This is a genomic window from Pandoraea iniqua (assembly GCF_902459685.1).
Classification (GTDB): domain Bacteria; phylum Pseudomonadota; class Gammaproteobacteria; order Burkholderiales; family Burkholderiaceae; genus Pandoraea; species Pandoraea iniqua.
Window position 1 is genome coordinate 353,787 of sequence record NZ_CABPSF010000005.1, and the last position, 22,860, is coordinate 376,646.

Genomic DNA, 22,860 nt, shown 5'->3' on the forward strand with positions numbered 1-22,860 from the left:
GGGGCCGGTGAGACCGGTGCCCGTGACGTATCAGGCAGCCACGAACTCACGGAACTCCTATGCTTTCCATTCGTAATCTGCAAGCCGGCTACGGCAAAGTGCAGGTACTGCACGGCATCGATATCGATGTGCCGGGCGGTCAGGTCATTACGCTGATCGGCTCGAACGGGGCCGGCAAGACCACCACCATGCGTGCCGTGTCGGGCATGATCAAGCCGACCTCCGGTGAAATTACCCTCGGCGAGAAGCGCATCGACGGGCTCGATTCGCATCGCATCGCCAAGCTCGGCCTTGCGCACTCGCCGGAAGGCCGGCGCGTTTTCGCGACCATGTCGGTGACCGACAATCTGCGTCTCGGCGCGTTTCCGCGCTTGACCGGCAGCCGTCCGCGCGGCGACGTGGCGGCCGACCTCGACCGCGCGATGGATCTGTTCCCGCGCCTGAAGGAACGCCGTAACCAACTGGCGGGCACGCTCTCGGGCGGCGAGCAGCAGATGCTCGCGATGGCCCGCGCGGTGATGTTGCGCCCGGACATCGTGCTGCTCGATGAGCCGTCGATGGGGCTCGCGCCGATTCTGGTCGACGAAGTGTTCCGCATCATCGGCAACCTGAAGTCCGAGGGCGTGACGATGCTGCTGGTCGAACAGTTCGCGGCAGCGGCGCTGGCCGTCGCCGACTACGGCTACGTGCTGGAAAACGGCCGTATCTCGGTACACGGCCCGGCAGAACGTCTGCGCAACGACGACGCCGTCCGTGCGGCGTATCTCGGCGGCGGGCACTGAACGAAAAAACGGGCGGCCTGTGAGGGCCGCCCGCGTTGTTTGCACTTTTGTTCGCGCTTTCGTCCGGTTCTGCGTTGCTTCGTTAGCTTCGTTAGCTTCTCCGCGCCCTGTTTCAGCGATTCACGTCCACCACCACCCGGCCGTGAATCTCCCCCTTCACGATGCGTTGCCCGATGCCGATGGCGTCGTGCAGGCTCACGTCGTGCGAAATGCCGCCAAGCTTCTGCGGTTCGAGATCGTGCGCCAGACGTTGCCACGCTTGTTCGCGCAAACCATGCGGGGCCATCACGCTATCGATGCCGTGCAGCGTAATGCCGCGCAGGATGAACGGCGCCATGTTGGCCGGGAAGTCCATGCCTTGCGCGAGACCGCACGCCGTTGCTACGCCGTCATAGCGCAACTGGGCACAGGCGTTCACGAGCGTATGCGATCCCACCGAGTCGACCACGGCGGCCCAGCGTTCTTTCTGAAGCGGTTTGCCGGGGTTTGAGAGCAAATTGCGGTCGATGACCTCTGCGGCGCCGAGCGCCTTCAGATAGTCGGCTTCATGCAGCTTGCCGGTCGATGCCACCACGCGATACCCGAGCGAGCTGAGGAGTGCGATGGCCACCGAGCCCACGCCGCCCGAGGCGCCTGTCACCAGCACATCCCCATGACGCGGGGACACGCCGCTGCGCTCCAGCGCCATCACCGACAGCATGGCGGTATAGCCGGCGGTACCGATCGCCATGGCGTCGCGCGATGTCAGGCGGCCGGGCAGACGCACCAGCCAGTCGCCTTTGAGACGGGCTTTCTGCGCCAGACATCCCCAATGCGTCTCGCCGACGCCGTAGCCGTTGAGCACGAACCGGTCGCCCTTGTGCCACGCCGGGTGTGACGATTCGAGCACCGTACCGGCGCCATCGATGCCTGCGACCATCGGCCACTGGCGCACGACCGGTGCGCGGCCGGTGATCGCCAGACCGTCTTTGTAGTTGATGGTGGAGTAATCGATGGCGACGAGCACGTCGCCATCGGTGGGGAGTGCATCGTCTTCCAGTGCGGTGACGGCGGCCTGTGTGGCACCGTCGGATTGCGTCAGCAAAATCGCGTTGAACATGCCGTGACGTCTCCGGAGCTAAGGGGGACTTGCCTGTCTTGCGGGTGTGGGCTACTGCTGTCGACGTTTCATGACAAGCGGGTCGCCGCCGTGATGGCTTCGCGGGTTTCTCGGGTAAGCACGCCGATCAATTCTGCTGCGGGCAACACCCGCGCGAGCGGCGCCGCTTGCCCGGCCCATTGTGCCGCATAGCCGCTGTTCTTGTGCGCCTTTGCGGCGGCGTTGAGCGACTTGCCGGCATCGTAGGTGATCGGATAGTCGGGAATCGCCGGGCGTGCGGCCACCTGTTCGAGTTCCCAGAAACGATTGGCGAACCCGCGTGCCGGGCGGCCCGAAATCGCGCGAATCAGTGCCGTGCGTGGCGGGTCGCCGCGCGTGAGTGCCTCGCGATAGGCCGCGTCGGCGCCGGACTCCGGGCAAGGCACGAAGGCCGTGCCCATCTGTGCCGCCTGCGCGCCAAGCGCGAGTACGGCAGCAATGCCTGCGCCGTCCATGATGCCGCCCGCCGCGATCACGGGCAGCGATGTCAGCGACACGAGCCGCCGCACCAGTGCGAACGTGCCCAACTGCTCGTCTTGCGTGCGCTCGCGGTCGCCTTCGTCGTTGAAGCGTCCGCGATGCCCGCCCGCTTCCCAGCCTTGCGCGACGATGGCGTCGATGCCGGCCGCTTCGATGGCGGCGGCTTCTTCTTCGTTGGTGGCACTCGCGAACAGCACGATGCCCGCCGCTTGCAGCGCATCGATCCAGTCCTGCGATGGCAAACCGAAGTGGAAGCTGATGACGGCCGGACGTTCTTCGAGAAACATCTCGTACATCGCCACGTCTTCCACGAAGCTCAGATAGATTTCGCGCAGCGATGCGGGTGGCTTCGCGCCGAAGCGCGCGAATTCCGGTGCCAGATAGTCGAGCCATGCGGCTTCGCGCGTGGCGTCGGCCTTGGCCGGCACGTGCGTGAAGACATTGACGTTGAACGGGCGGTCGGTCAGCGCGCGTGTCTGGCGGATCACGGCGCGCGCCGCGTTGGCATCCATATTGCCGACCGCCAGCGAGCCAAGGCCACCGGCGTTGGAGACGGCAGCGACCAGTGCCGGTGTGGACGCGACAGCCATCGGGGCCTGAATGATCGGTGTCGTCAGGCCAAGGCGTTCAGTGAGGCGGAGTGTCGTTGTCATGCGTGACTCCGCGCTCAAAGGGATTCGGCAAGTTCGCGCAGGGCGTCGAACGTTTCATGCAACTCGGCGCGTAATACGCCCACCAGTTCTGCCGCGGGCATTGCCCGGGCCAACGGGGCGGCCTGACCGGCCCACTGGGCAGCGTAGTCGCTGTTGCCTTTGGCTTTGGCGGCGGCATTGAGCGCCTTGCCCGCGTCGTACGTCACCGGATAGGCGGGAAGCAGCGGACGCTCGGTGGCTTCTTCGAGTTCGTACAGCCGGTTGGCGAAGCCGCGCGCCGGCCGGCCGGAGATCGCACGAATCAGAGCGGTGCGCGGCGGATGTCCATTCGTCAATCGTTCACGATAGGCCGCGTCGGCGGCAGACTCTGGGCAGCCCACAAAGGCCGTGCCGAGTTGCGCAGCCTGCGCGCCAAGGGCCAGAACCGCTGCGATACCTGCGCCGTCCATGATGCCGCCGGCGGCAATCACCGGCAGCGACGTCTGCGTCACAAGTAGACGCACGAGCGCCAGCGTGCCCAGTTGTTCGTCGTCGGTCGGCACGCGGTCACCCAGATCTTCGAAGCGTCCGCGATGACCGCCGGCTTCATAGCCTTGCGCCACGACCGCGTCGATGCCCGCGGCCTCAATCGCCCGCGCTTCGGCCAGATTGGTGGCCGTGGCGAACAACGTGATGCCTGCGGCGTGCAGCGTATCGATCTTGGCTTGTGAGGGCAGGCCGAAGTGGAAGCTGACCACGGCCGGACGCTCTTCCAACAGCATCTCGAACATAGCGTCGTCGGCGACAAAGCTCATGTAGATCTCGCTGAGTGTCGCGGGCGGTGTGGCGTCGAAGCGGGCGAATTCGGGGGCGAGATAGGCCAGCCACGCAGCGTCGCGCGAGGCGTCGAGCTTGGCCGGGGCGTGACAGAAGAGATTGACGTTGAACGGCTTACGCGTGAGCGCGCGCGTGTCGTGAATGGCTTTGCGGGCGGTATCGGCGTTCCCCGATGCGACACCCAGCGAACCGAGTCCGCCAGCGTTCGAGACGGCAGCGGCCAGCGCGGGCGTGGAGGTGCCGGCCATGGGTGCCTGAATGATCGGGGTGAGCAAGCCGAGACGTTCGGTGAGCGGGTGGGAAGCGAGGGAGCTACGCATGGCGATCTGCACCTTTCATTGGTCGGTGGGGGCGTTGGGGGCGACGGCCGTGAGGCCGCCGGGGTCGAGCCGACAAAGCAGGGAGTATGTCCACTATGGCATACGTCCAACGCGATAAAAGATACCACTGAAATACATCTTTGTGCCAGCCACCCGTCTGAAATAGCGGATTAGCGGGCGGTGGCGATGGGCGTCAGGTGTTGGGGGAATTGTCGGCGTTGTTGTCCGCCGCACCGTCCGGCGTGTCTGGCGCGCCCATCAAGTCGGCAGCCCGTGAGCGAGCCATGTCGGCACGGCGGAAGTAGCCGACGACGGTCGCCACGCTGGTGTGTCCGGTCATCGCCATGGTCTCGGCCAAGGGCACTTGCTGGTGCGCCGCTTCGGTGACGAAACCGGAGCGCAGCGAGTGAGCGGAGAAGTCGCCTTCAAGGCCTGCCAGTTGGCAGCGCTCGCGCACGATATCGCGCACGGCGGCTTCCGAGAGTGGCTCGCCGACGTGGCCACCCCGCCGCACCCGCCGGAATATCGCACCCTCCGAAATACCGCTGGCCGCCAGCCAATCCGTCATCGCGGCGGCGGCAGCGCCCGTCACGGGCTTGTCGTTCTCCGCGAGATCGGCCCCGTGCTGGTTGGTTTTCGACCATGCGAGTGTGAACACATAGCTTTCCGGCCCGGTGCGCCGCAAGTTCTCGCAGCTTGCGCGTACGACTTCCGAGCGGCGGCGCCCGCCACTGGCCCAAGCGAAGAGCAATAACGCACGATCGCGTTTGCCGCGCAGCGAGTCGTCGCACGTTGCCAGCAGAGCGCGCAGTGGCTCGCGCGTCAGGGCGTCTTTCTTCGTCGTGCGCACGCCGCGTTTGGCGTAGGCGCGGCGCGTTTTGGCGAGCAGTTCACGTACCGCAGGGTCCGCACAGGGGTTGGGCAATTCGCGCGACGTGTGGAGCTTGGCGATGACGCTCACCCGATGCAGCAGTGTCGCCAAGGCGGGCGGCCCGGGTCGCGCCTTAACGCCTTCGGCGACGAGCGCGGCGTCCAGCGCGGCGGGCATTTCGGTCGTCAGCCCTTGTTTGCCTTGATGCAGCGCGTGATCGACGACGAATTGCACGATGACGGCGGGCGACAGCGGCAAGGACATTTCCAGCGATGGCGCGGCGTTTTCTGCGTTGCCAGCGGCGCCATAACGCAGCCGATACCAACTCAACCAGTACCGCATGGCCGATTGATAGCTTTGCCGCGTATTCGGCGAGTCGCCTTCCTGGACGAGGGCGCGGGCCGCATCGCGGGCATCGGCATCGAGTTTGGCCGGATCGAGCGGCGCGGGCAGGCGAGAGGCCGCCGCCGTCACAGACACGTCGCGGCGACTCGATTTCGAGGGTGGCGCGCCATCGTTTAGGCCATGAGATGTAATTTTTCTACCGGACATATGATTTCATATGTAATATGTAGTAAATATAACGTATGTAAGAAATAACTAGCGATAATGTTCCCTTATCGTGGGTTATTTGGCAATGCCGTTGATTTACCGTCCCAAACCAATGAAGGAGCTCCTTATGAATGCATCGCGACCGCAAGACGCCGCTGTGCCGACACCCGCACCGGTGCCGCGCTCGGCCGGGCGAGGTATCTCGGAGCTCGACGTCTGGTCTGCCGCCGACACGCTGCTGATGGCAGGCCAGCGGCCCACCATCGAGCGCATTCGGCAGCAACTGGGGCGGGGCTCGCCGAATACGGTCAGTCCGTATCTCGACGCTTGGTTTGCTGGGCTGGGTGCGCGGTTGAAGGGTGCGTCCGGCGTGGCCGGTTTGCCTGAGGGCGTGGCGATGCCGGAGTCGGTGGCGCGCGCGGCCATGGACCTCTGGGCGTTGGCGTTGAGTGAAGGGCGCGAGGCGTTAGCGGAAGAAGCGGCGTCGCGCCGCGCGGTGCTGGACGCCCGCGAAGCCGAGCTCGCCGCCGACCGTGAGGCGCTGGAGCAAGCGCGCGCCGTGCTGCATGAGCGTGTCGCCTCTGCCGAGGTGGCAGCGGCGGATGCGCGGCAGGCGCGCGACGAAGCGCAGGCACAGGCGCGCCGTGCCGAAGCGTTGTTGATTGACGCGCAGGCCGATGCTGTCACGTCTCGTCAGGCGGTGGCAGACGCGCGCGTCGCGGCGCAGGCCACGCTTGATGCTCATGCCGAACAACGTGCGGAATGGGATGTCGAGCGGCAGCGTCTCAACGAGCGGGCCGAAGCTAACGAGCGTCGCCTGCTACTGGAACTGGACACCGCGCGCGAGTCGATCAAGGCGCTCCAACAAGAGCGCAAGCAGAATCAGCGGCAGTTGCAGGACACAGAAAGCGAGCTGGCGGCACTTACCGAAGCGCAGCATGAATTACGTTCGTCCAAGGCGGTGCAGGATTCGTTGATTGCCCGGTTGCGTGAGCAGGTCAGTGCGCAAGAATCGCTGGTCGCGATGTATCAAACCACCTTGGCCGCGGTGCCGGCGACGAGCGCCGGCCTATCGTCTCCGGGGGCGTCCGTCGCGAGGAAACGTCGTGCGAGTCATGCGGCCGCACCTGCCACGTCGGTGCTTCGCCGTGGGCGCCGGGCGGCATAGCCGTTCGCCCAGCGCTCGGCATGGGCGGCGGTGCGCGGCAGGCGCATCACGCCCGCCGCGTACCGCCGCATCTTAGTTCTCACTTCTCATCTCTCACTTCACCAACGCTACCGTCGCCGCCGGTGCGTCCCATCCGCCGCCCAACGCCCGGAACGTTGCCACAGCTGCCCGCGCATTGTCCGCTTGCACGCGGGCGTCGGCATCGCGCACTGTCAGCAACTGGCGATCGGCGTCGAGCACTTCATAAAGACTGACGGTCCCGCCGGTGTAGGCATCCTGAGCGCTGTCGCGCGCCCGCGTCTGCGCGTCGACGGCACTGGCCAGATCCTTGCGTTGCTGCTCCAACTCGACCAGCGTGACGATCGCGTTTTCCACATCTTCGGTGGCATGCAACATCGACAACCGATATTGCGCGAGCGCCTGCGCGTTCGCTCCGCGTGCCTGCGCCACCTCTGCGTCGATACGGCCAAAGTCGAACAACCGCCAGCGCAGCCCAAGCGCGGCGAGTGGCTGGAACGTGGCTACGCTGGGGACGCGGCCACCGGCGAGCGTTTCGAAGCCAAGCACGCCGGACAGTGAAAGCTTCGGGTAGTACTCGGCGAGCGATGCGCCGATGCGCTCATTGGACGCCGCCAGTTGGCGCTCCGCCGCGATGACGTCGGGCCGGCGGCGCAACAAGTCGGCCGGGGCACTCGCATCGCCAATCGCCGGGATGGCAAGTGGGCGGGCACGCAGATCGTCGTCCTGCGTTGCGGCACTCATCCGGCGCGCGTATGTGCCGGGCGCGGCGCCCATCAAGACATCCAGCCGGTTGAGTTGCGTCTCGCGCTCGATGCGCAGCGGCGGCAAGGTCGTGCGTGCCTGTGCCAGCAACGCTTCCGACTGCGCCATCTCACGCGCGGTCGCTAATCCGTCTTTCAGGCGCAAGCGCACGATCTCCACAAGCCGGGCATCCGTCTCGATCTGGTCTTGCGCGATGGCCAGCCGCCGTTGCGCGGCACGCACGCGAAAGTAGGCGTCGGCGGCTTCGGCAACGATGCTCACCCGCACGCCGTCTCGCTGGGCTTCTGCCGCCTGTGCCAGTGCGCCGGCCGCTTGCGCCGAGCGTTGCAGGCCGCCAAACAGGTCCACCTCCCAGCTGGCGCCCACGCCAATGTCGTAGATCGTCATGTTCCGGTTGTAGCCGGGGATCGTGCGCGCCACGGTGCCGAGCGGCCCGTCGAGCGACTGATGCTCGCGCGTGACGCTGCCGTCGAGCGCGAGTGACGGCAGTCGCTGCGCACCGGCTTGGCGTGCTTGCGCGCGGGCCTGTTCGACACGCGCCATCGCTGCCTGCAAGTCGAGATTCTGCGCCAGCGCCTGCTGCACGATGCCGGTCAGCACCGGGTCGTGAAAGCCCACCCACCACTCGTCTAGCGCCGGCGCAACAGTGGCCCCAGTGGTGCCGTCCGCCGACTTGCGATCGGCGTCGCGTTGGGTCAACAGGGCGCTGTTGGCGAATTGCGCGGGCAGATCGGCTGCGGGAGGAGCGTAATCGGGACCGACGGCACAGCCTGCCAGCGCGCTGACGGCCATCGCCAACAACGCCGTTCGAAAAGTCAGCAAAGTCGGCAATGTCGACCGGGGCGGCCGGGGCAGGAGGGGCATTTTCGAGGGCGTCGGCGAGAAGGTATTCATGGCGGCGAGGGATCGGGTGCGTTGAATTACGAGTTACTTGCAAGATGATAGTTGCAACTCTATACTCACTTTCATTGTGAAAGCAACCCCTCGTTGCCGATGTCGCTTTGACGTCTCTCGCGCTTTTAGTCCCCTTAACACCGCTAACACCACTTGAATGAAGAAGGATTGACCCACATGACTTCCCCGAGCACTGCCGCCCCGCAAGCCACGCCGGCCAATCAGCAACCTCCGGTCTCTCCGTCCAGCGGCGCGCGGCGCCGGTTCGCGCTGCGAGGCGCGGTGGTCGTGGCGGCCATTGCCGCACTGGGCTACGGGGTGCACTGGTGGACGACGGCGCGGTTCTTCGAATCGACCGACGACGCTTATGTCGGCGGCGACGTCACCGTGCTTGGCCCGAAAGTCCCGGGCTACATCGCGCAGGTGCTGGTGACCGATAACCAGCCGGTGCACGCGGGCGACGTGCTGGTGCGCCTCGATGACCGTGACTACCGCGCCGCGCTGGCAAAGGCGGAAGGCGCCGTAGCGGCGCAACAGGCCTTGCTCGCCAATCTCGATGCCACCGCGCGGCTGCAAACGGCCGTGATCGCGCAGGCGCGAGCCAGTGTGGTGGCGGTGGCGGCCGATGCCCGCCGCGCCCACGACGATCAGGTGCGCTATCAGGACCTCGTGGCCAAAGCGGCCGTATCGGTGCAAAGCGCGCAAAAGGCGGATGCCGATTACAAGCAACTCGCCGCCAATCGCGACCGTGCCGAGGCGGGGGCGGTGGCCGCAGAGCGCCAGATCGACGTGATCGCGACCCAGAAGCAGCAGGCACAAGCGGCGTTAGCGCAAGCCGTGGCCGAGCGCGATATCGCAAAACTCAATCTGGAAGACACCGTCGTGCGGGCCCCGGTCGACGGCACGGTCGGTAATCGTCGTGCTCGCCCGGGCGCCTATGCGTCGACCGGCACGCAACTGCTCGCGATCGTGCCGGCCCATGGCCTTTGGGTCGACGCCAATTTCAAGGAAGGGCAACTGGCGCGCTTGCGTCCGGGCATGCCCGTGAAGATCGAAGCCGACGTGCTGCCGGGGCGTGTCTTCCACGGCCATGTGGCCAGTCTGGCGCCTGCAACGGGGGCGCAGTTCAGCGTGTTGCCGCCCGAGAACGCGACGGGCAACTTCACGAAGATCGTGCAACGTGTGCCGGTTCGGGTGCTGCTCGACGAGGCCGACGGCCATCTGGGCACGCTGCGCCCGGGGCTGTCTGTGACGGCGGAAGTCGACGCGCGTGCCGGTGACGATGCGCCGGCCGCGCCGAATGCCGCCAAGGTGGCCGCACGATGAGCGCCGCGCATACCGGTGCAGCCGTACCGGCCGGGTTGCCGCAGTCGACACCACCGGGGGATGACAACGCCGGCAACGGTGGCAATGCCGGAGACCCGGTAAGGCCCGGCCAGCCCGCAAACGATTCCCGCCCTGCGCCGCACGCCGTCGCGGGCAGCGCGCCGCCGGGCACGGGCGGCGGGTTCTCTGTCGATTCCATGTCGACGCAAGCCAAGGTCATCGCCTTCATGACAATGGTCGTGGGCATGTTCATCGCGTTGCTCGACATTCAGATCGTGTCGGCGTCGCTCAAGGACATCGGTGGCGGCCTGTCGGCGGGGGCGGATGAAACCGCGTGGGTGCAGACCAGTTACCTGATCGCAGAAATCATCGTCATTCCGCTCTCGGGTTGGTTGTCGCGCGTGATGTCGACGCGGTGGATTTTTGCCGCCTCGGCGGCCGGCTTCACCATCGCCAGTCTGCTATGCGGTGCCGCGTGGAATATTCAGAGCATGATCGCGTTCCGCGCGCTGCAAGGGTTTCTCGGCGGGTCGATGATTCCGCTGGTGTTCACCACGGCGTTTGCGTTCTTCAGCGGCCCGCAGCGCGTGCTGGCGGCGGCTGTGGTCGGCGGATTGTCGTCGCTGGCCCCGACCCTCGGGCCGACCATCGGCGGCTGGATTACCGACAACTACTCATGGCACTGGCTGTTCTTCGTCAATCTGGTGCCGGGCATTTTCGTGACGATTACCGTGCCGCTGCTGGTACGCATCGACCGTCCTAACTGGTCGCTGCTGCGAGGCGCCGATTATCTCGGCATGGTGCTGATGGCGGTGTTCCTCGGCTGTCTCGAGTACACGCTGGAAGAAGGGCCTCGTTGGGACTGGTTTGGCGACGCCACCATTCGCACGACGGCTTGGCTGGCGGGGCTGTGCGGGGTGGCATTTCTCTGGCGCAGCCTGACTTACGCCCAGCCGGTGGTCGATTTGCGGGCGCTGAAGGAGCGCAACTTCGCGCTCGGCTGCTTCTTCTCGTTTGCGACGGGTATCGGCATTTTCGCGACGATCTACCTGACGCCGGTTTTCCTCGGCCGCGTGCGTGGGTTCTCGGCATTCGAGATCGGCGTGGCAGTGTTCTCCACCGGTGTCTTTCAGTTGATGTCGATTCCGCTGTACGCGATGCTCGCGAATCGGGTGGATCTGCGCATTCTGATGATGGGCGGGCTCGGCGCATTCGCGTTGTCGATGTGGCAGTTCGCGCCGATCACGCACGACTGGGGCGCGGCGCAACTGATGTTGCCGCAGGCGTTGCGCGGGGCGGGGCAGCAGTTCGCTGTGGCGCCGATTGTCACGCTCACGCTCGGCAGCCTGCCGCCGGCGCGGCTGCGGCTTGCCTCGGGGCTGTTCAATCTGATGCGAAATCTGGGCGGCGCGATCGGCATCGCCGTGTGTACCACGGTGCTCAACGACCGCACGAACCTGCATTTCTTCCGGCTCGCCGAGCAACTGGGCGAGGGGAGTCCGACGGTCGGGGCATGGCTCGCAGGCGTAGGGGCGCGTATGAGCGCCTCCGGGCTGGATGCGATCGATGCGCAAACGGCGGCGCTGCGCCAACTCTGGTTGCTGACGCTGAGAGAGGCGCAAACGATCACGTTTGGCGATATCTACGGCGGCATGAGTCTGATGTTCTTCGCCGTGACGTTGATGGTGCCGCTGATGCGCAAGGTGGCGCCCCCGAAAGCGCCCAGTGCAGACGCGCATTGAGTGCGGTGCATTGGAATTCACTTTAAACAATTGACATCGCAAATGTCAGATAAGTGATTGATTTGTCGTCGATGGGAATCTTCCGGCTGGCGTCGATTCTCGTTGTCGTGACGCGTTACGACGCCGGCCGGCTTGCCCGCCGGCGTCGACGCGCTTATGCTCACTTGCATAGTAATAGGCAGCATGGGTCGTTCCCGGGCGCGCCCGATGTCAAGAATTCGCGAGGACCCCCTTATGCAACGAAAGACTTTCCGCGACATGCAATGTCCCATCGCCCGCAGCCTGGAGCGCGTCGGCGAATGGTGGAGCATTCTGATCCTGCGCGAAGCCGGTTACGGGACGACGCGCTTCGACGACTTCCAGCGCCGGCTCGATATCGCGCCGAACATGCTCACGCGCCGACTTAATGCATTGGTTGAAGAAGGGCTGCTAGCGCGCCGCCAGTATTGCGATCGGCCGCCGCGCTTCGAGTACGTGCTGACGGATGCAGGGCGTGATTTCCGCCCGGTGCTGTGGGCGTTGCTGGCGTGGGGCAATCGCCATTTCGCGCCGGAAGGCATCGCGGCACAACTGGTCGATCAGGAGACTGGCGAGGTGGTTGAGCCGGTGGTGGTCGATGCCAAGACAGGGGTGCGGCTGGACCCGAAGCGCCATATCCCGGCCGCCGGGCCGGTGGCTAACGAAGGGATGCGGGCACGGCTTGCGCGAGCGGCGGCATTTGCCACCGGCCAGCCGCTGCCGGAGGTTGCGGCTCGTGAAGCGGCCGACGAGGTGGATACCGCCCAGCAGTAATCGGCGGCTCGATCCGGTGGTCAGCCTGACGTTCAGGCCAGTGCAGGTGCGCTCGGCGGTGAGGCGAGCAGGCGGGCGAACGCGTCGCTGGTGAGCGGTTTGCCCAGCAGGAAGCCCTGCATTTCATCGCAGGCCAGCGTCTTGAGTGCCGCACGCTGCGAGTCGGTTTCTACCCCCTCGGCGACCACATCCATGTCCAGCGAATGGGCCAGCGCGATGATGGCCGACACGACGGCACTGCCTTCGCGCCCGTGCGTGTCCAGTCCGTTGGTGAAGAAGCGGTCCATCTTCAACTGCTTCACCCGGAAGCGTTGCAGATAGGCGAGGCTCGAATAGCCGGTGCCGAAGTCATCGATGGCGACTTCGAAGCCGCGATCCTGAAACGCCCGGATCACGTCGATGGTGTGTTGCGCATCGAACATGGCCACCGTCTCGGTAATCTCGAACATCAGCCGGTCGCACTCGATACCGGCGCCTTCCACGATCGCCACAATATTCTCGACCAGTTGCGACTGCGCCAACTGACGCGGCGACAGGTTGATGGCCACCTTCACGCGCGGCAGGCCGGCGGCGTCCCACGCACGAATGTGCTCGCAGGTCGCGCGCACCACCCAGTAACCGATCTGCACGATCTGCCCGGTACGCTCGGCCACCGGGATGAAATCCACCGGCTGCAATTCGCCGAACTGCGGGTGCGTCAGGCGCAGCAGGGCTTCTGCGCCCGCCAGTGCCTCGGTGTCGCCGCGATACTTCGGCTGGAAGTGCAGCGAGAAATACTGTTCGTGTTCCGCATCGTGCAGCGCCTGCTGGATCTCCCACGTACGCTGGGCCGCAGCGTTCATGCGCGGCTCGAAATAACGGAAGATGCCGCGCCCGGCGCGCTTGGCTTCGTACATGGCCGTATCGGCATGCTTGAGCAGGATGTCGATGCTCTCGCCGTCGTCGGGATAGACCGCTACCCCGATACTCGGCATGACGTGCAGCGACTGGTTGCCCACGCGCAGCCCGTCGCGCATGTCGTCGAGCAGGCGCTGGGCCACTCGCCCGGCGACGTCCGGCGACGACAGCGAGCCCAGCAGCACCACGAATTCGTCGCCGCCGAGCCGGGCCACCACGTCGTCGCCGTTCACGTTCTTGCGCAGGCGCTTGGCGAAGGCACGCAGCACATCGTCGCCCACGTTGTGGCCGAGCGAATCGTTGATGGTCTTGAAGCCGTCCAGATCCATGAACAGCACGGCAAAACGGCGTTGATCGCGGCGCGAGTTGATCAGCATGCGCGCGGCGGCGTCGTGTAGCGCACGGCGGTTGGGCAGGTCGGTCAGCGCGTCATACGTCGCCATGCGGGCGATCTGCGTATTCAGTTGCAGCACCGAATTGGCGAGGAAGCTGGTGCGCGCGTCCAGCCGGGAGACGAGCAGGGTGGTGGCCAGAATCAAAAACGTGAACAGGCTCACGGTCGTGACGAGCCAAGGCGAACTGACCGTCGAGGCCGCGCCACACACGGCACCCGGGGCGAAATTCGCCGCGGCCATGCCGGTGTAATGCATCGCGGTGATCGCCAGCCCCATGACCACCGCCGCGCCGACGCGCTTGGCCATGACGTAGCGCAGGCTGCCGTCGCGCAGCGTTTGCGCGATCCACAGGGCAGCCGTCGCAGCGGCAATGGCGATGAGTATCGAGGCGCAGAACAGCACCGGATCGTATTCGATGCCCGGTTCCATGCGCATCGCGGCCATGCCGGCGTAGTGCATGGCGGCAATGCCGACACCGAGCGTGGTGCCCGCGCCGGCCAGCCGCCACGCGGTAAAGCGTTCGCTGGCGACCAGCCAGAGCGCGGCCCACGAAATGAGAATGGCAATGCCGAGCGACCCGGCGGTGATGAACGGGTCGTACCCCAGCGGGATGGCGGCTTGCGACGTCAGCGGCGACCACGAGGGCGACAGCGAGAGCGCGAGCATGCCGATGAAGTGCATCGACCAGATGCCGATGCCCATGGCGGTTGCACCGACGGCCAGCCACGCGTGGCGCATGCCACGATGGGTCAGGAGATAGATGCGCCCTGAGAGATCGAGCGCTGTGAACGACGCCAGTACGGCAACCGCGAGCGATAACGCAACGAGCCAACCACTGTACGAACTCGACATAAGAAAACCGACCGAAAAGTCCCGCTTATCTGGTTATCGGCACCGTTGGCCGATAGTTGAGGGTCGCGCGTCAGAAATTTTCTGACACGGCACCTACCGTCCATGCCAGGTCGACGGGCGCCAAGGGATCGGCCGAAGCGCGGCGTCCTGCGCCGATCTCGACAGTCCCCATGCCATAGTGAATAATCCGTTCATACCCGCCCCCGCCCGTGGTTTTCGGGGGAGACAGCCGCCGTGACCGCTTTCGGATTCATGCGCGGTCCTGGATGTGCCGGGCTGCAAAACCGGGGGCAGAATTCGACAGCCCTCGATTTTGCCTGATTTCCGCGGGATTTCCTCGCACTGCATTCAATCTTGATGGCCAACTTGCCCGCCGGAGCCGTGATATGCGCATTCGCATGGGGCTGTTGCAAGTGCTGTGGGTGTGTGGAATAGCGGTCGCGACGGCAATGCCGGCGGCCGCAGCAGGGCCTGAGGCGGGTGCCTCGAACGCAGCCTCGAACGCAGCCTCGAACAGTACAGCGGGCCAGACGGCGGCGCCGTCCGCCGGCGCGTCAGGGGCAACCGACGCGCCGGGCGATCTGGCACCCAGCCCGGACGCTTCGGCGGTCACCACGCCGGACGGGGTGGCGCTGCGCTTCATGGACCGGCCCATCGTGACCTTCCATGGCACGGTGGCCGGGGCGACGCCGGCCGTGCGGGCTGCCCGCGCGCAAGCCGTGCTGGAGAGCCTGCCGCCCGGTGCGTTCGATGCGCCGGTCGACCTGTTGCGCGGCTCGCTGAGCGGCGTGTCCGGCATCGCCTTCCGCTTGCAGGACCGTATTCTCTTTGCCCTGACGCCCGACGATCTGGCGCCGGGCGACACGCGCTCGCTCGACGCAGCCGCCGCCGACGTGCGTTCGCGGCTGCAAGTGGCGTTCTCCGCCCGCCGTGAACAACTCCATTGGCCGACCATTCTGCGTGGCGTGGCGCTGAGTGCGCTGGCGACCGGGGTGCTGGCCCTGCTGGTGCTGGGTGTCGGCCGCATGCGTGCCCGGTTGGAGAAGAAGTTGCAGGAGATGCTCGAGAAGCGTGTCTTGCAGCGCACCGCCCGCACGTTCGACTGGACCGGCTCGGCCGTGCATCTGGTGCACCAGATCGTGCAGATCGGCGCCGTGTGTCTGGCGCTCGCGTTTGCCTATCTCTATCTGATCTTCGTCCTGCTGCAATTTCCGGCCAGTCAGCCGCTGGCCGGCCGGCTGTCCGACTTCTTGTGGTCGCTCGTCGACCGCTTCGGGCTGGGCGTGGCTAGTGCGATCCCGGGCGTCATGACCGTGATCGTGATTTTCCTGCTCACGCGTGCCCTGCAAAGCCTGATCAACAACATCTTCGACGCCGTGCAGACGGGCAGGCTGACCATTCCCGGCATGCATCCGGAGACGGCCGGCGCGACCCGGCGCGTGGTGTCGGTCGGCGTGTGGGTGCTGGCGATCACGTTTGCCTATCCGTATATGCCGGGCGCGCAGAGCGACGTGTTCAAAGGGCTGTCGGTCTTGCTGGGGCTGATGGTTACGATCGGGTCGAGCGGCATCGTCAACCAGTTGATGAGCGGCATGGTGGTGATCTATAGCCGGGCGCTCAAGAAGGGCGATCTCGTGACGATCGGCGACGCGACCGGGGTTGTGCTGGGCGTAGATGCGTTGTCCGTCAAGCTTCTCAATCAGTCGCGCGAAGAGTTGACCATTCCGAACGCGGTGGTGGTGGCGTCGACCGTGCGCAACTACTCGGCACAAGGACGGCAGCAAGGGGTGGCCATCAGCACCTCGCTCACCATCGGCTATGACGCGCCGTGGCGGCAAGTCCACGCCATGCTGCTTGAGGCCGCCCACGAGACCCCGCAGGTGGCCGCGCATCCCGAACCGTATGTGTTGCAGCGCGCGCTCTCCGACTTCTACGTCGAGTACGAGGTCTTTGCCACGCTGCGTGACCCGTCGACGCGCTTCGCTGCCATTTCGGCGTTGCACGGCAGCATTCAGGACGTATTCAACCGTTACGGCGTGCAGATCATGTCGCCGCATTTCGAAGAGCAGCCGGAACCGCCGCTCGTCATTCGACCGGAACATTGGCATCCGGCACCCGCACCTGCACCCGCACCTGCCCCCGCTGCTCCCGTCACACCTGCGCGCACGGCACCGCCGGCATCCCAAGAAGAAGGAGAACCTCATGGCCGCTAAATCGACCCCTTCGTCGTCGTCATCCTCCTCGGCCGCAGCACGCACGGCGCCAGCGGCTGCCGCAGCGGTTACCACCACGCCCGAGACGGCGTCGACCGCGCCCGCCACCCCGGCCACCCCGGTGATTCCGTTCGAGACCCGGGTTGCCGCGGGCCGCAAGCTGCGCGAGAAGACGCCGCGCAGCAGCCAGTCGCATCTGGGCAATACCGACCGCGATGTCGTCGAGTTGCTGCGCATCAGCAGCGAGGGGCGCGTTGCCTCGCTGGTGCCGTTGCGCTATGGGCGCATGCTCGCCTCGCCGTTTGCGTTCTACCGGGGCAGCGCCATCGTGCAATCTCACGATCTCGCCGGCACCCCGAACTCAGGGCTCATCATGCAGATTTGCGGTGACTGCCATCTGGCCAACTTCGGCGGGTTTGCCACGCCGGAGCGTGCGCTGATCTTCGATCTGAACGATTTCGATGAAACGGCGCCCGGCCCATGGGAATGGGACCTCAAACGACTCGTGGTGAGTCTGGTGCTGGCCGCGCGGCAATTCGGGTTTGGCGACACGCTGGGCGTGGAGATGGTGCGCATGGCCGTCGACAGCTACGCCCGCCGTCTGGACGAATACGCGCGAATGTCGACCATCGCGCTCTGGCATGAACAGATCACGTTCGAGCGCATGTTGAATCTGGCCGAGACCGACCGGGTGCGTGAGGGCGTCAAGCGGGGCATTGCCCGGGCGTCCGGCCGCACGCATGAAAACGTGCTGCCTAAGTTCGCGCAGCAGGTCGGCGACCACTGGCAGATTCGCGACACGCCGCCGACAGTCTTCCACGTGCATGGCGCCACCACGCTGTTCGGCCCGGACGACGACTGGCTCGGGCTGGGCGACTGGCGCACGCTGTTCAACCCCGTCTATAAGAGCTACGTGAGCTCGCTGCCGCCCGATCGCGCGCGCATGCTCGCCAACTACACGCAGCAGGATCTGGCCTTCAAGGTGGTGGGCGTGGGCAGTGTCGGCACGCGCTGTCTGGTGCTGCTGATGATGGACGCGCACGAGCAGCCGCTGTTCCTTCAGTTCAAGGAGGCATCGAAGTCGGTGGTGTCACGGTTCTTCAAGAACGTGACGCCCAAGCACGACGGCCGCCGTGTGGTCGAGGGGCAGCGCCTGATGCAGGCGGCCTCGGACGCGTTTCTCGGGTGGGGCAGCGGGCCGTTCGGGCGGTGCATCTACGGCCGGCAACTGCGCGATATGAAGATTTCCGCGCAGTTCGAATTGTTCCGCGCCGACGGTTTCCGTGAATATGCCGCCCTGTGCGGCTGGGTGCTCGCCCGTGCGCATGCGAAGGCAGGCGGTTGTGCGGCCGAGCAACTGGGCTACGTGGGCAAGGGCATTCGTCTGGGCGAAGCTCTGATTCATTACGCCACCGATTACGCCGATCAGGTCGAGCGCGACTACGAGGTGTTCCGCAAGGCTTGCCGCGACGGGCGGCTCGAAGCCCGGACCGACACCGACATGGCTGCCGATTTTGCCGCTTGATTTGCCGCTTGAGGATGCTGTTTGAGAATGCCGATGCAACGTTTTTGGGCGCGTACTGCGCTCGCGGTTCGCCGGTTGGCGCGATGGGTGTCGCGCACGCCGACGTTGATTGTCTGGAGCGGGGTTGCCATCTCGGTGCTGCTTTCCGTGGTGGCGGCCGCCTTGCTTTACGAGGGGCGCCTGCTGGTGCTCGCCCGGGCGGCCGACAACCAGCGCAACATCGCGCTGGTACTCGAGCGCGACCTTGAACTCAACTTCCAGCTTTATGAAGCCTCGCTCGATGCCGCGGTGCAGTTGCTCGCGCGCCCCGATATCGACGCGTTGCCGCCTGCGCTGCGCCGGGAACTGATCTTCGAGCGGGCGGGCGCCTCACGGCATATCGGTTCGCTGGTGGTACTCGATACGCATGGGGATGTCGTGATCGATGCCGCCAGTGAAATCCCGCGCGCGACCAATCTCGGCGATCGGGACTACTTCACCGTGCACCGCGATCATCCCGATGCCGGGCTCTACGTGAGCGGCTTCATTCACTCGCGCTTGCGCAACAACGTACCGACAATGGTGCTGAGCCGGCGCATCTCCCGCCCGGACGGATCGTTTGGCGGCATCGTGTCGCTCTCGGTCGACACCGAATACTTCCGCCAGTTGTTCGAACACATCGAAGTGGGGCCGCAGGGCGTGATTCTGCTGCTGGGCAAGGACGGCGCCATTCTGATGCGCAAGCCTTACGACGCGTCGGTCATCGGCAAAACCATGGCGCAGACTGGCCGCTACGAAGCGATGCCGCCGCCGGAGCACGACGAGCGAAAGATTTATCCGATCCGCTTCGAAGGACGGGCGAGTCTGATGACGCAGCAGTTTCTGGACAATGCCCCGATCACCCTGATCGTGGTGACGTCGAGCGACGATGCGCTGGCCCCGTGGCGCAAGCGTGTCTACGCGTTCGGCGGCCTGTTCGCCGTGCTCATTACGGGGTTCGTCGGCACGTCGTTTCTGTTGGCAGCGCAGTTACGGCGGCGCTTGCGGGCCGAGCGTGAGCTGCGATTGCTGGCGCGTACCGACGGGCTGACGGGGCTATCGAACCGCCGGTCGCTCGATAAGACGCTCGCCAACGAATGGCGGCGTATGCGGCGCATCGGGCGGCCGATGTCCGTGGCGTTTGTGGATATTGACTGGTTCAAGCGCTACAACGATACGCACGGGCATCAGGCCGGTGACGCGGCACTCGCAGCGGTGGCCGGTGCCATCGGGGCGGCGCTGCAACGGCCCTCCGACAGCGCGGGCCGATATGGCGGCGAGGAGTTCATTGCCGTCATGCCCGATACGGACGAAGTCGGTGCGCAGCGAGTGGCGGAGTCGATCCGCTTGCGGGTGGAGGGTCTCAATCTCGAACACGCCGCCAGCGATCTTGGCCGGGTAAGCGTCAGTGTCGGCGTGGCGTCGCGCCGCCCACGCGGACGCGAGATGGTCGACGCGCTGGTGAAGGCCGCCGACGACGCCCTGTATCAGGCCAAATCGACCGGTCGCAACCGCGTGGCGACCGCGCCGACCGACGAATAATTTGTCTCGCCATCCTATCTTTCGCCCGGTTTCGTAGGAATTCTCCGATGCCGGGCGGCGATATCTCGATTTTCTTCAGAATTTTCTTCATCTCGCGTCACTTTTAGTTGACTCCGTAACCAACTGAATTTGCACGTCTTTTTGGTTGTCGTGTGCCGTATTCTCGCGCCGTAACCGTCTTTGCCAGCATTCGCCTACACGTCTTTCAGACTCCGCCGATTCGCCGGGTGAAACCGGCTATCTACAATCGTTTTCAACAAGTCCGGTGACAGACGCAACAGCAGGTAGCAGCCAAAGCCGAATCTGAAGTCATCGCCGGGCAGCAGTTCAAGGAGTCAGTCATGTCGAAGCGTTCGCCCCCGAAGCCGGTGCCGGAAACCGAACAGACGCACGAGGCCAGACAGTCGGCTTCACGCGATGCCCAGTCGGCGCAGGCCGGCAAGCAAAGCGACCCGGCGTGGCTCGGCGCATCGGCCCCGAGGTCCGATCGGTCCGATCCTGAGCAAGGTACGCAGGCAAAGGGCAGCAAAGCATCGGCAGGCGATCACGGCGATAGCGGCCATCACGGCGATCACGGTTATGCGCCGACGATTGCCCACGGCACCGAGAGCGGTTACGGGCCCGCCGATGCAACACCCGGCGACCATCCGCGCTTCGGGCGGCAAAGCGCCTACGGGCCGCATGACGATTACGCAGGCACGGGCCGCGACGCTTCGGCGGCAAGTTCGAATACAGCAGGCGACGCCGATCAGGCATCAGGGAGCCGGGGCAGCCGGGGTGGTAGCGAGCCGCGCAAAGACGCGGACACCCAACCGCGAGCGGGTGTGCACAACGTGCCGGGCGAGCCGCAAGAGACGGCTGGTCGCACGGTCCATGCCCGCTCGCGGGGCCCGTCGGCAGACGACACGGCGTTGCGTGATGCGGTGCGCCGGGCGCTGACCGAAGCGCGGGATCTCGACGTGACAAACGCCGACGTGACCGTGACCTCGGGGCTGGTGATCCTTACGGGCTATGTGCCCGAGCGCTGGATGCAGCACGTCGCCCAGACCGTCGTCGCGAAGGTGGCGGGCGTGACCGGAGTCGACAACCGGCTGCACGAGCGGCGCGGCAAGACCATGAGCCGTCCGGGCGAAAGTCAGGAAGGCCACAAGATTTGAGATTGAAGATCAACGAATTCCAGACGTAGCGCCGCGCTCAATGCACGCGGCGGTGCGTCAGGTCTGAAGCAGTACTGAAACCGTACTGAAACAGTAGTCAGGCAGGTCCCCGGGCGAGGGGAATCACAAGAGACTCTTTTGGGAGGTCAACAAATGAAACAAGCCAATCTGCTCAAGCTCATCATGGCAGGTGCACTTGCCACCACCGGTATCGCCGCACACGCACTGGATCAGGGCGGGATCATCAAGATTGCCGACAACGCCAGCGCCAGCGGTGCCATGAGCGATACAGGCCGCAAGATCGATGACTCGGCGCTGACCGCCAAGGTCAAGGCCGAATTGCTCGCCAAGAAGGACGTGCCTTCGACGAAGGTGCACGTGACCACCCGTCATGGTGTGGTTCACCTCACGGGTTCGGTGCCGCAGTCGGCACAGAAGACGCTCGTCGTGGATACCGTCAAGGGTGTCGATGGCGTGGTGGACGTGAAGGACGACATCAAGGTGATGGCGCAGTAACCCGCCAGTCCCTCCGCAGTAAATCCGTGACATCCGTGACAGACGTTTCGCAACGCGGCCCACCGGCCCGTTGCGAACCCACAGGAAGACAAGGAGATACATCATGACTATGCAAACCGGCCGGGGCCCTGCGCCCCAATCAGGCGCACGCATCGTAGGCTCGACGACTCAACTGCCCGATGGTCCGGGCCCGTCGGTGATGGCCGCCGACACGCTCGACGCGGAAGACGTCGTGAACCCCGCAGGTGAGAGCCTCGGCAAGGTCAAGCACATCATGCTCGACGTGCAGCGCGGCACTGTGGCTTACGCCGTGTTGTCGTTCGGCGGGTTCCTCGGCATGGGCGACAAGCTGTTCGCCATTCCGTGGCACGCCCTGCAACTCGACGTGGAAAACAAGCGATTCATCCTCAACGTCGACAAGGAAGTGCTCAAGAAGGCCCCCGGGTTCGACAAGGACCACTGGCCGACCATGGGCGATCTGCACTGGGCCGAACAGGTCCACACGTATTACACCGTCGACCCTTATTGGCATTGAGCCCGGAGGTCACTTGCTCATGCCGCGCACATCCACAACACGCCGGCTGACGCAGGCCCCCCGTCTGTATGCGCATTTGCCCGAGCCATTCGACCCGGGCAAACCGCCAGGGACACCGCCGCCGCAGTCGCCTCCGAACGAGGACGAGCCGACACCGATGCCCCCGCCTGACCGACCGCTTGATCCGCCTGTGGAAGAGCCGCCGCTGCGGCCGCCCGGCAAATACGTCGCCAGCATCAGTGAAGGGGGCTTCGTCGACCAACGCCAGACCGGCAAGGGAGAAAAGTCATGCTTGGCACCATCCTGTTAATTGTTTTGATTCTGATGTTGATCGGTTCGGTACCGGCCTGGCCGCATAGCCGTGGGTGGGGGTACTACCCGTCCGGCGGTATCGGTCTCGTCGTACTCATCGTGCTGATACTCGTCCTGATGGGACACATCTGACGGTCACTCCGTCTGATGGATCGTACGAACCCTGTCGCGTAAGCCTGCCAATGCATGGGCTCGCGTGATGGGGCGCGTACTGATCGTATGCATGATCGTATAGATGATCGCGTGGAGATCGTGAACAAGGAGAGCCTGTCATGCCGTATCGCCAGACCCACGAGCTGCCGGCCAGCGTCAAGGACCATCTGCCGGCACATGCGCAGGAGATTTACCTCAAGGCGTTTAATTCCGCTTGGGACGAATACCGTGAACCCGCCGAGCGCCGAGGCCACGAGTCGCGTGAAGAAACCGCGCACAAGGTGGCGTGGTCGGCGGTGAAGAAGACCTACGAAAAGGATGAATCGTCCGGTCAGTGGCATGCGAAAAAGTCGCACCACTGATCGAATGCCGTCCCCAATGCGATTGGTCCGGCCCCCGCAGCCGATGAGCAATCGTACTTTTCCGGC

The 22,860-nt window shown here is 65.1% G+C and carries 19 protein-coding genes; 13 read left to right on the top strand and 6 right to left on the bottom strand.

Annotation, left to right across the window (positions count from 1 at the left end; genetic code table 11):
* Positions 1 to 59: 59 nt before the first annotated feature.
* Positions 60 to 782, top strand: a complete 723-nt coding sequence (locus tag PIN31009_RS19210; protein ID WP_058378853.1) for an ABC transporter ATP-binding protein — start codon at positions 60 to 62, stop codon at positions 780 to 782.
* A 112-nt stretch (positions 783 to 894) separates the two neighbouring features.
* Here PIN31009_RS19210 and acuI read toward each other — a convergent pair whose 3' ends face one another.
* The 4 genes from acuI to PIN31009_RS19230 form a co-directional block, all read right to left on the bottom strand.
* The gene (gene acuI, locus PIN31009_RS19215; protein ID WP_150791296.1) at positions 895 to 1,881 is read right to left on the bottom strand and encodes an acrylyl-CoA reductase (NADPH); all 987 of its coding nucleotides are present in this window, start codon (positions 1,879 to 1,881) and stop codon (positions 895 to 897) included.
* A gap of 68 nt (positions 1,882 to 1,949) precedes the next feature.
* Positions 1,950 to 3,053: an NAD(P)H-dependent flavin oxidoreductase gene (locus tag PIN31009_RS19220; protein WP_150791297.1), complete on the bottom strand. Its 1,104-nt coding sequence runs from the start codon at positions 3,051 to 3,053 to the stop codon at positions 1,950 to 1,952.
* A gap of 14 nt (positions 3,054 to 3,067) precedes the next feature.
* The gene (locus tag PIN31009_RS19225; RefSeq protein WP_150791298.1) at positions 3,068 to 4,189 is read right to left on the bottom strand and encodes an NAD(P)H-dependent flavin oxidoreductase; all 1,122 of its coding nucleotides are present in this window, start codon (positions 4,187 to 4,189) and stop codon (positions 3,068 to 3,070) included.
* Between the two features lie 193 nt (positions 4,190 to 4,382).
* Complete coding sequence (locus PIN31009_RS19230; RefSeq protein ID WP_246185756.1) at positions 4,383 to 5,534, bottom strand: site-specific integrase; 1,152 nt, start codon at positions 5,532 to 5,534, stop codon at positions 4,383 to 4,385.
* A 205-nt stretch (positions 5,535 to 5,739) separates the two neighbouring features.
* On the opposite strand from PIN31009_RS19230, the gene PIN31009_RS19235 reads away from it, so the two are divergent.
* Positions 5,740 to 6,780, top strand: a complete 1,041-nt coding sequence (locus PIN31009_RS19235) for a DNA-binding protein (RefSeq protein WP_174997280.1) — start codon at positions 5,740 to 5,742, stop codon at positions 6,778 to 6,780.
* 93 nt (positions 6,781 to 6,873) lie between these two features.
* Here PIN31009_RS19235 and PIN31009_RS19240 read toward each other — a convergent pair whose 3' ends face one another.
* Positions 6,874 to 8,427 carry an efflux transporter outer membrane subunit gene (locus tag PIN31009_RS19240; protein ID WP_150791301.1) on the bottom strand — a complete coding sequence of 518 codons (1,554 nt, stop codon included), beginning with the start codon at positions 8,425 to 8,427 and terminating at the stop codon, positions 6,874 to 6,876.
* 207 nt (positions 8,428 to 8,634) lie between these two features.
* Between PIN31009_RS19240 and PIN31009_RS19245 the strand changes: the two genes are divergently transcribed.
* From PIN31009_RS19245 to PIN31009_RS19255, 3 genes are all read left to right on the top strand, one after another.
* A complete protein-coding gene (locus PIN31009_RS19245; RefSeq protein WP_150791302.1) occupies positions 8,635 to 9,783 on the top strand; it encodes an HlyD family secretion protein in 1,149 nt (382 codons plus the stop codon).
* Positions 9,784 to 9,980: 197 nt separating this feature from the next.
* Entirely contained in the window at positions 9,981 to 11,525 is a 1,545-nt protein-coding gene (locus tag PIN31009_RS19250; RefSeq protein ID WP_150791326.1) for a DHA2 family efflux MFS transporter permease subunit, read from the top strand.
* Positions 11,526 to 11,759: 234 nt separating this feature from the next.
* A complete protein-coding gene (locus tag PIN31009_RS19255; protein ID WP_150685551.1) occupies positions 11,760 to 12,317 on the top strand; it encodes a winged helix-turn-helix transcriptional regulator in 558 nt (185 codons plus the stop codon).
* Positions 12,318 to 12,349: 32 nt separating this feature from the next.
* On the opposite strand, the gene PIN31009_RS19260 is transcribed toward PIN31009_RS19255, so the two are convergent.
* Entirely contained in the window at positions 12,350 to 14,461 is a 2,112-nt protein-coding gene (locus PIN31009_RS19260) for a putative bifunctional diguanylate cyclase/phosphodiesterase (RefSeq protein WP_150685550.1), read from the bottom strand.
* A 386-nt stretch (positions 14,462 to 14,847) separates the two neighbouring features.
* On the opposite strand from PIN31009_RS19260, the gene PIN31009_RS19265 reads away from it, so the two are divergent.
* From PIN31009_RS19265 to PIN31009_RS19305, 8 genes are all read left to right on the top strand, one after another.
* Entirely contained in the window at positions 14,848 to 16,674 is a 1,827-nt protein-coding gene (locus PIN31009_RS19265; protein ID WP_174997282.1) for a mechanosensitive ion channel family protein, read from the top strand.
* Positions 16,664 to 18,199, top strand: coding sequence for a DUF2252 domain-containing protein (locus PIN31009_RS19270; RefSeq protein ID WP_150791304.1), 1,536 nt, complete (start codon positions 16,664 to 16,666; stop codon positions 18,197 to 18,199). The genes PIN31009_RS19265 and PIN31009_RS19270 overlap by 11 nt, the downstream gene beginning before the upstream one ends.
* A gap of 33 nt (positions 18,200 to 18,232) precedes the next feature.
* Entirely contained in the window at positions 18,233 to 19,759 is a 1,527-nt protein-coding gene (locus PIN31009_RS19275) for a diguanylate cyclase (protein ID WP_174997284.1), read from the top strand.
* 341 nt (positions 19,760 to 20,100) lie between these two features.
* The gene (locus PIN31009_RS19280) at positions 20,101 to 20,916 is read left to right on the top strand and encodes a BON domain-containing protein (protein ID WP_150791306.1); all 816 of its coding nucleotides are present in this window, start codon (positions 20,101 to 20,103) and stop codon (positions 20,914 to 20,916) included.
* Positions 20,917 to 21,069: 153 nt separating this feature from the next.
* The gene (locus tag PIN31009_RS19285; RefSeq protein ID WP_150685545.1) at positions 21,070 to 21,432 is read left to right on the top strand and encodes a BON domain-containing protein; all 363 of its coding nucleotides are present in this window, start codon (positions 21,070 to 21,072) and stop codon (positions 21,430 to 21,432) included.
* Between the two features lie 103 nt (positions 21,433 to 21,535).
* Positions 21,536 to 21,967 (top strand): PRC-barrel domain-containing protein, encoded by a 432-nt coding sequence (locus tag PIN31009_RS19290; RefSeq protein WP_150685544.1) that lies wholly within the window; start codon positions 21,536 to 21,538, stop codon positions 21,965 to 21,967.
* Between the two features lie 288 nt (positions 21,968 to 22,255).
* A complete protein-coding gene (locus PIN31009_RS19300) occupies positions 22,256 to 22,411 on the top strand; it encodes a DUF3309 family protein (protein ID WP_150685543.1) in 156 nt (51 codons plus the stop codon).
* A 140-nt stretch (positions 22,412 to 22,551) separates the two neighbouring features.
* Positions 22,552 to 22,794 (top strand): ChaB family protein, encoded by a 243-nt coding sequence (locus PIN31009_RS19305; RefSeq protein WP_087688992.1) that lies wholly within the window; start codon positions 22,552 to 22,554, stop codon positions 22,792 to 22,794.
* Positions 22,795 to 22,860: the final 66 nt, after the last annotated feature.

Excerpts from the sequence above, each read along its gene's own strand:
- PIN31009_RS19235 (WP_174997280.1), top strand. The coding sequence starts at position 5,740 with ATGAATGCATCGCGACCGCAAGACGCCGCTGTGCCGACACCCGCACCG.
- PIN31009_RS19220 (WP_150791297.1), bottom strand. The coding sequence starts at position 3,053 with ATGACAACGACACTCCGCCTCACTGAACGCCTTGGCCTGACGACACCG.
- PIN31009_RS19255 (WP_150685551.1), top strand. The coding sequence starts at position 11,760 with ATGCAACGAAAGACTTTCCGCGACATGCAATGTCCCATCGCCCGCAGC.
- PIN31009_RS19285 (WP_150685545.1), top strand. The coding sequence starts at position 21,070 with ATGAAACAAGCCAATCTGCTCAAGCTCATCATGGCAGGTGCACTTGCC.
- PIN31009_RS19300 (WP_150685543.1), top strand. The coding sequence starts at position 22,256 with ATGCTTGGCACCATCCTGTTAATTGTTTTGATTCTGATGTTGATCGGT.
- PIN31009_RS19245 (WP_150791302.1), top strand. The coding sequence starts at position 8,635 with ATGACTTCCCCGAGCACTGCCGCCCCGCAAGCCACGCCGGCCAATCAG.
- PIN31009_RS19290 (WP_150685544.1), top strand. The coding sequence starts at position 21,536 with ATGACTATGCAAACCGGCCGGGGCCCTGCGCCCCAATCAGGCGCACGC.
- PIN31009_RS19265 (WP_174997282.1), top strand. The coding sequence starts at position 14,848 with ATGCGCATTCGCATGGGGCTGTTGCAAGTGCTGTGGGTGTGTGGAATA.
- PIN31009_RS19250 (WP_150791326.1), top strand. The coding sequence starts at position 9,981 with ATGTCGACGCAAGCCAAGGTCATCGCCTTCATGACAATGGTCGTGGGC.
- PIN31009_RS19305 (WP_087688992.1), top strand. The coding sequence starts at position 22,552 with ATGCCGTATCGCCAGACCCACGAGCTGCCGGCCAGCGTCAAGGACCAT.
- PIN31009_RS19260 (WP_150685550.1), bottom strand. The coding sequence starts at position 14,461 with ATGTCGAGTTCGTACAGTGGTTGGCTCGTTGCGTTATCGCTCGCGGTT.
- PIN31009_RS19270 (WP_150791304.1), top strand. The coding sequence starts at position 16,664 with ATGGCCGCTAAATCGACCCCTTCGTCGTCGTCATCCTCCTCGGCCGCA.
- PIN31009_RS19280 (WP_150791306.1), top strand. The coding sequence starts at position 20,101 with ATGTCGAAGCGTTCGCCCCCGAAGCCGGTGCCGGAAACCGAACAGACG.
- PIN31009_RS19240 (WP_150791301.1), bottom strand. The coding sequence starts at position 8,427 with ATGCCCCTCCTGCCCCGGCCGCCCCGGTCGACATTGCCGACTTTGCTG.
- PIN31009_RS19275 (WP_174997284.1), top strand. The coding sequence starts at position 18,233 with ATGCAACGTTTTTGGGCGCGTACTGCGCTCGCGGTTCGCCGGTTGGCG.
- PIN31009_RS19225 (WP_150791298.1), bottom strand. The coding sequence starts at position 4,189 with ATGCGTAGCTCCCTCGCTTCCCACCCGCTCACCGAACGTCTCGGCTTG.
- acuI (WP_150791296.1), bottom strand. The coding sequence starts at position 1,881 with ATGTTCAACGCGATTTTGCTGACGCAATCCGACGGTGCCACACAGGCC.
- PIN31009_RS19210 (WP_058378853.1), top strand. The coding sequence starts at position 60 with ATGCTTTCCATTCGTAATCTGCAAGCCGGCTACGGCAAAGTGCAGGTA.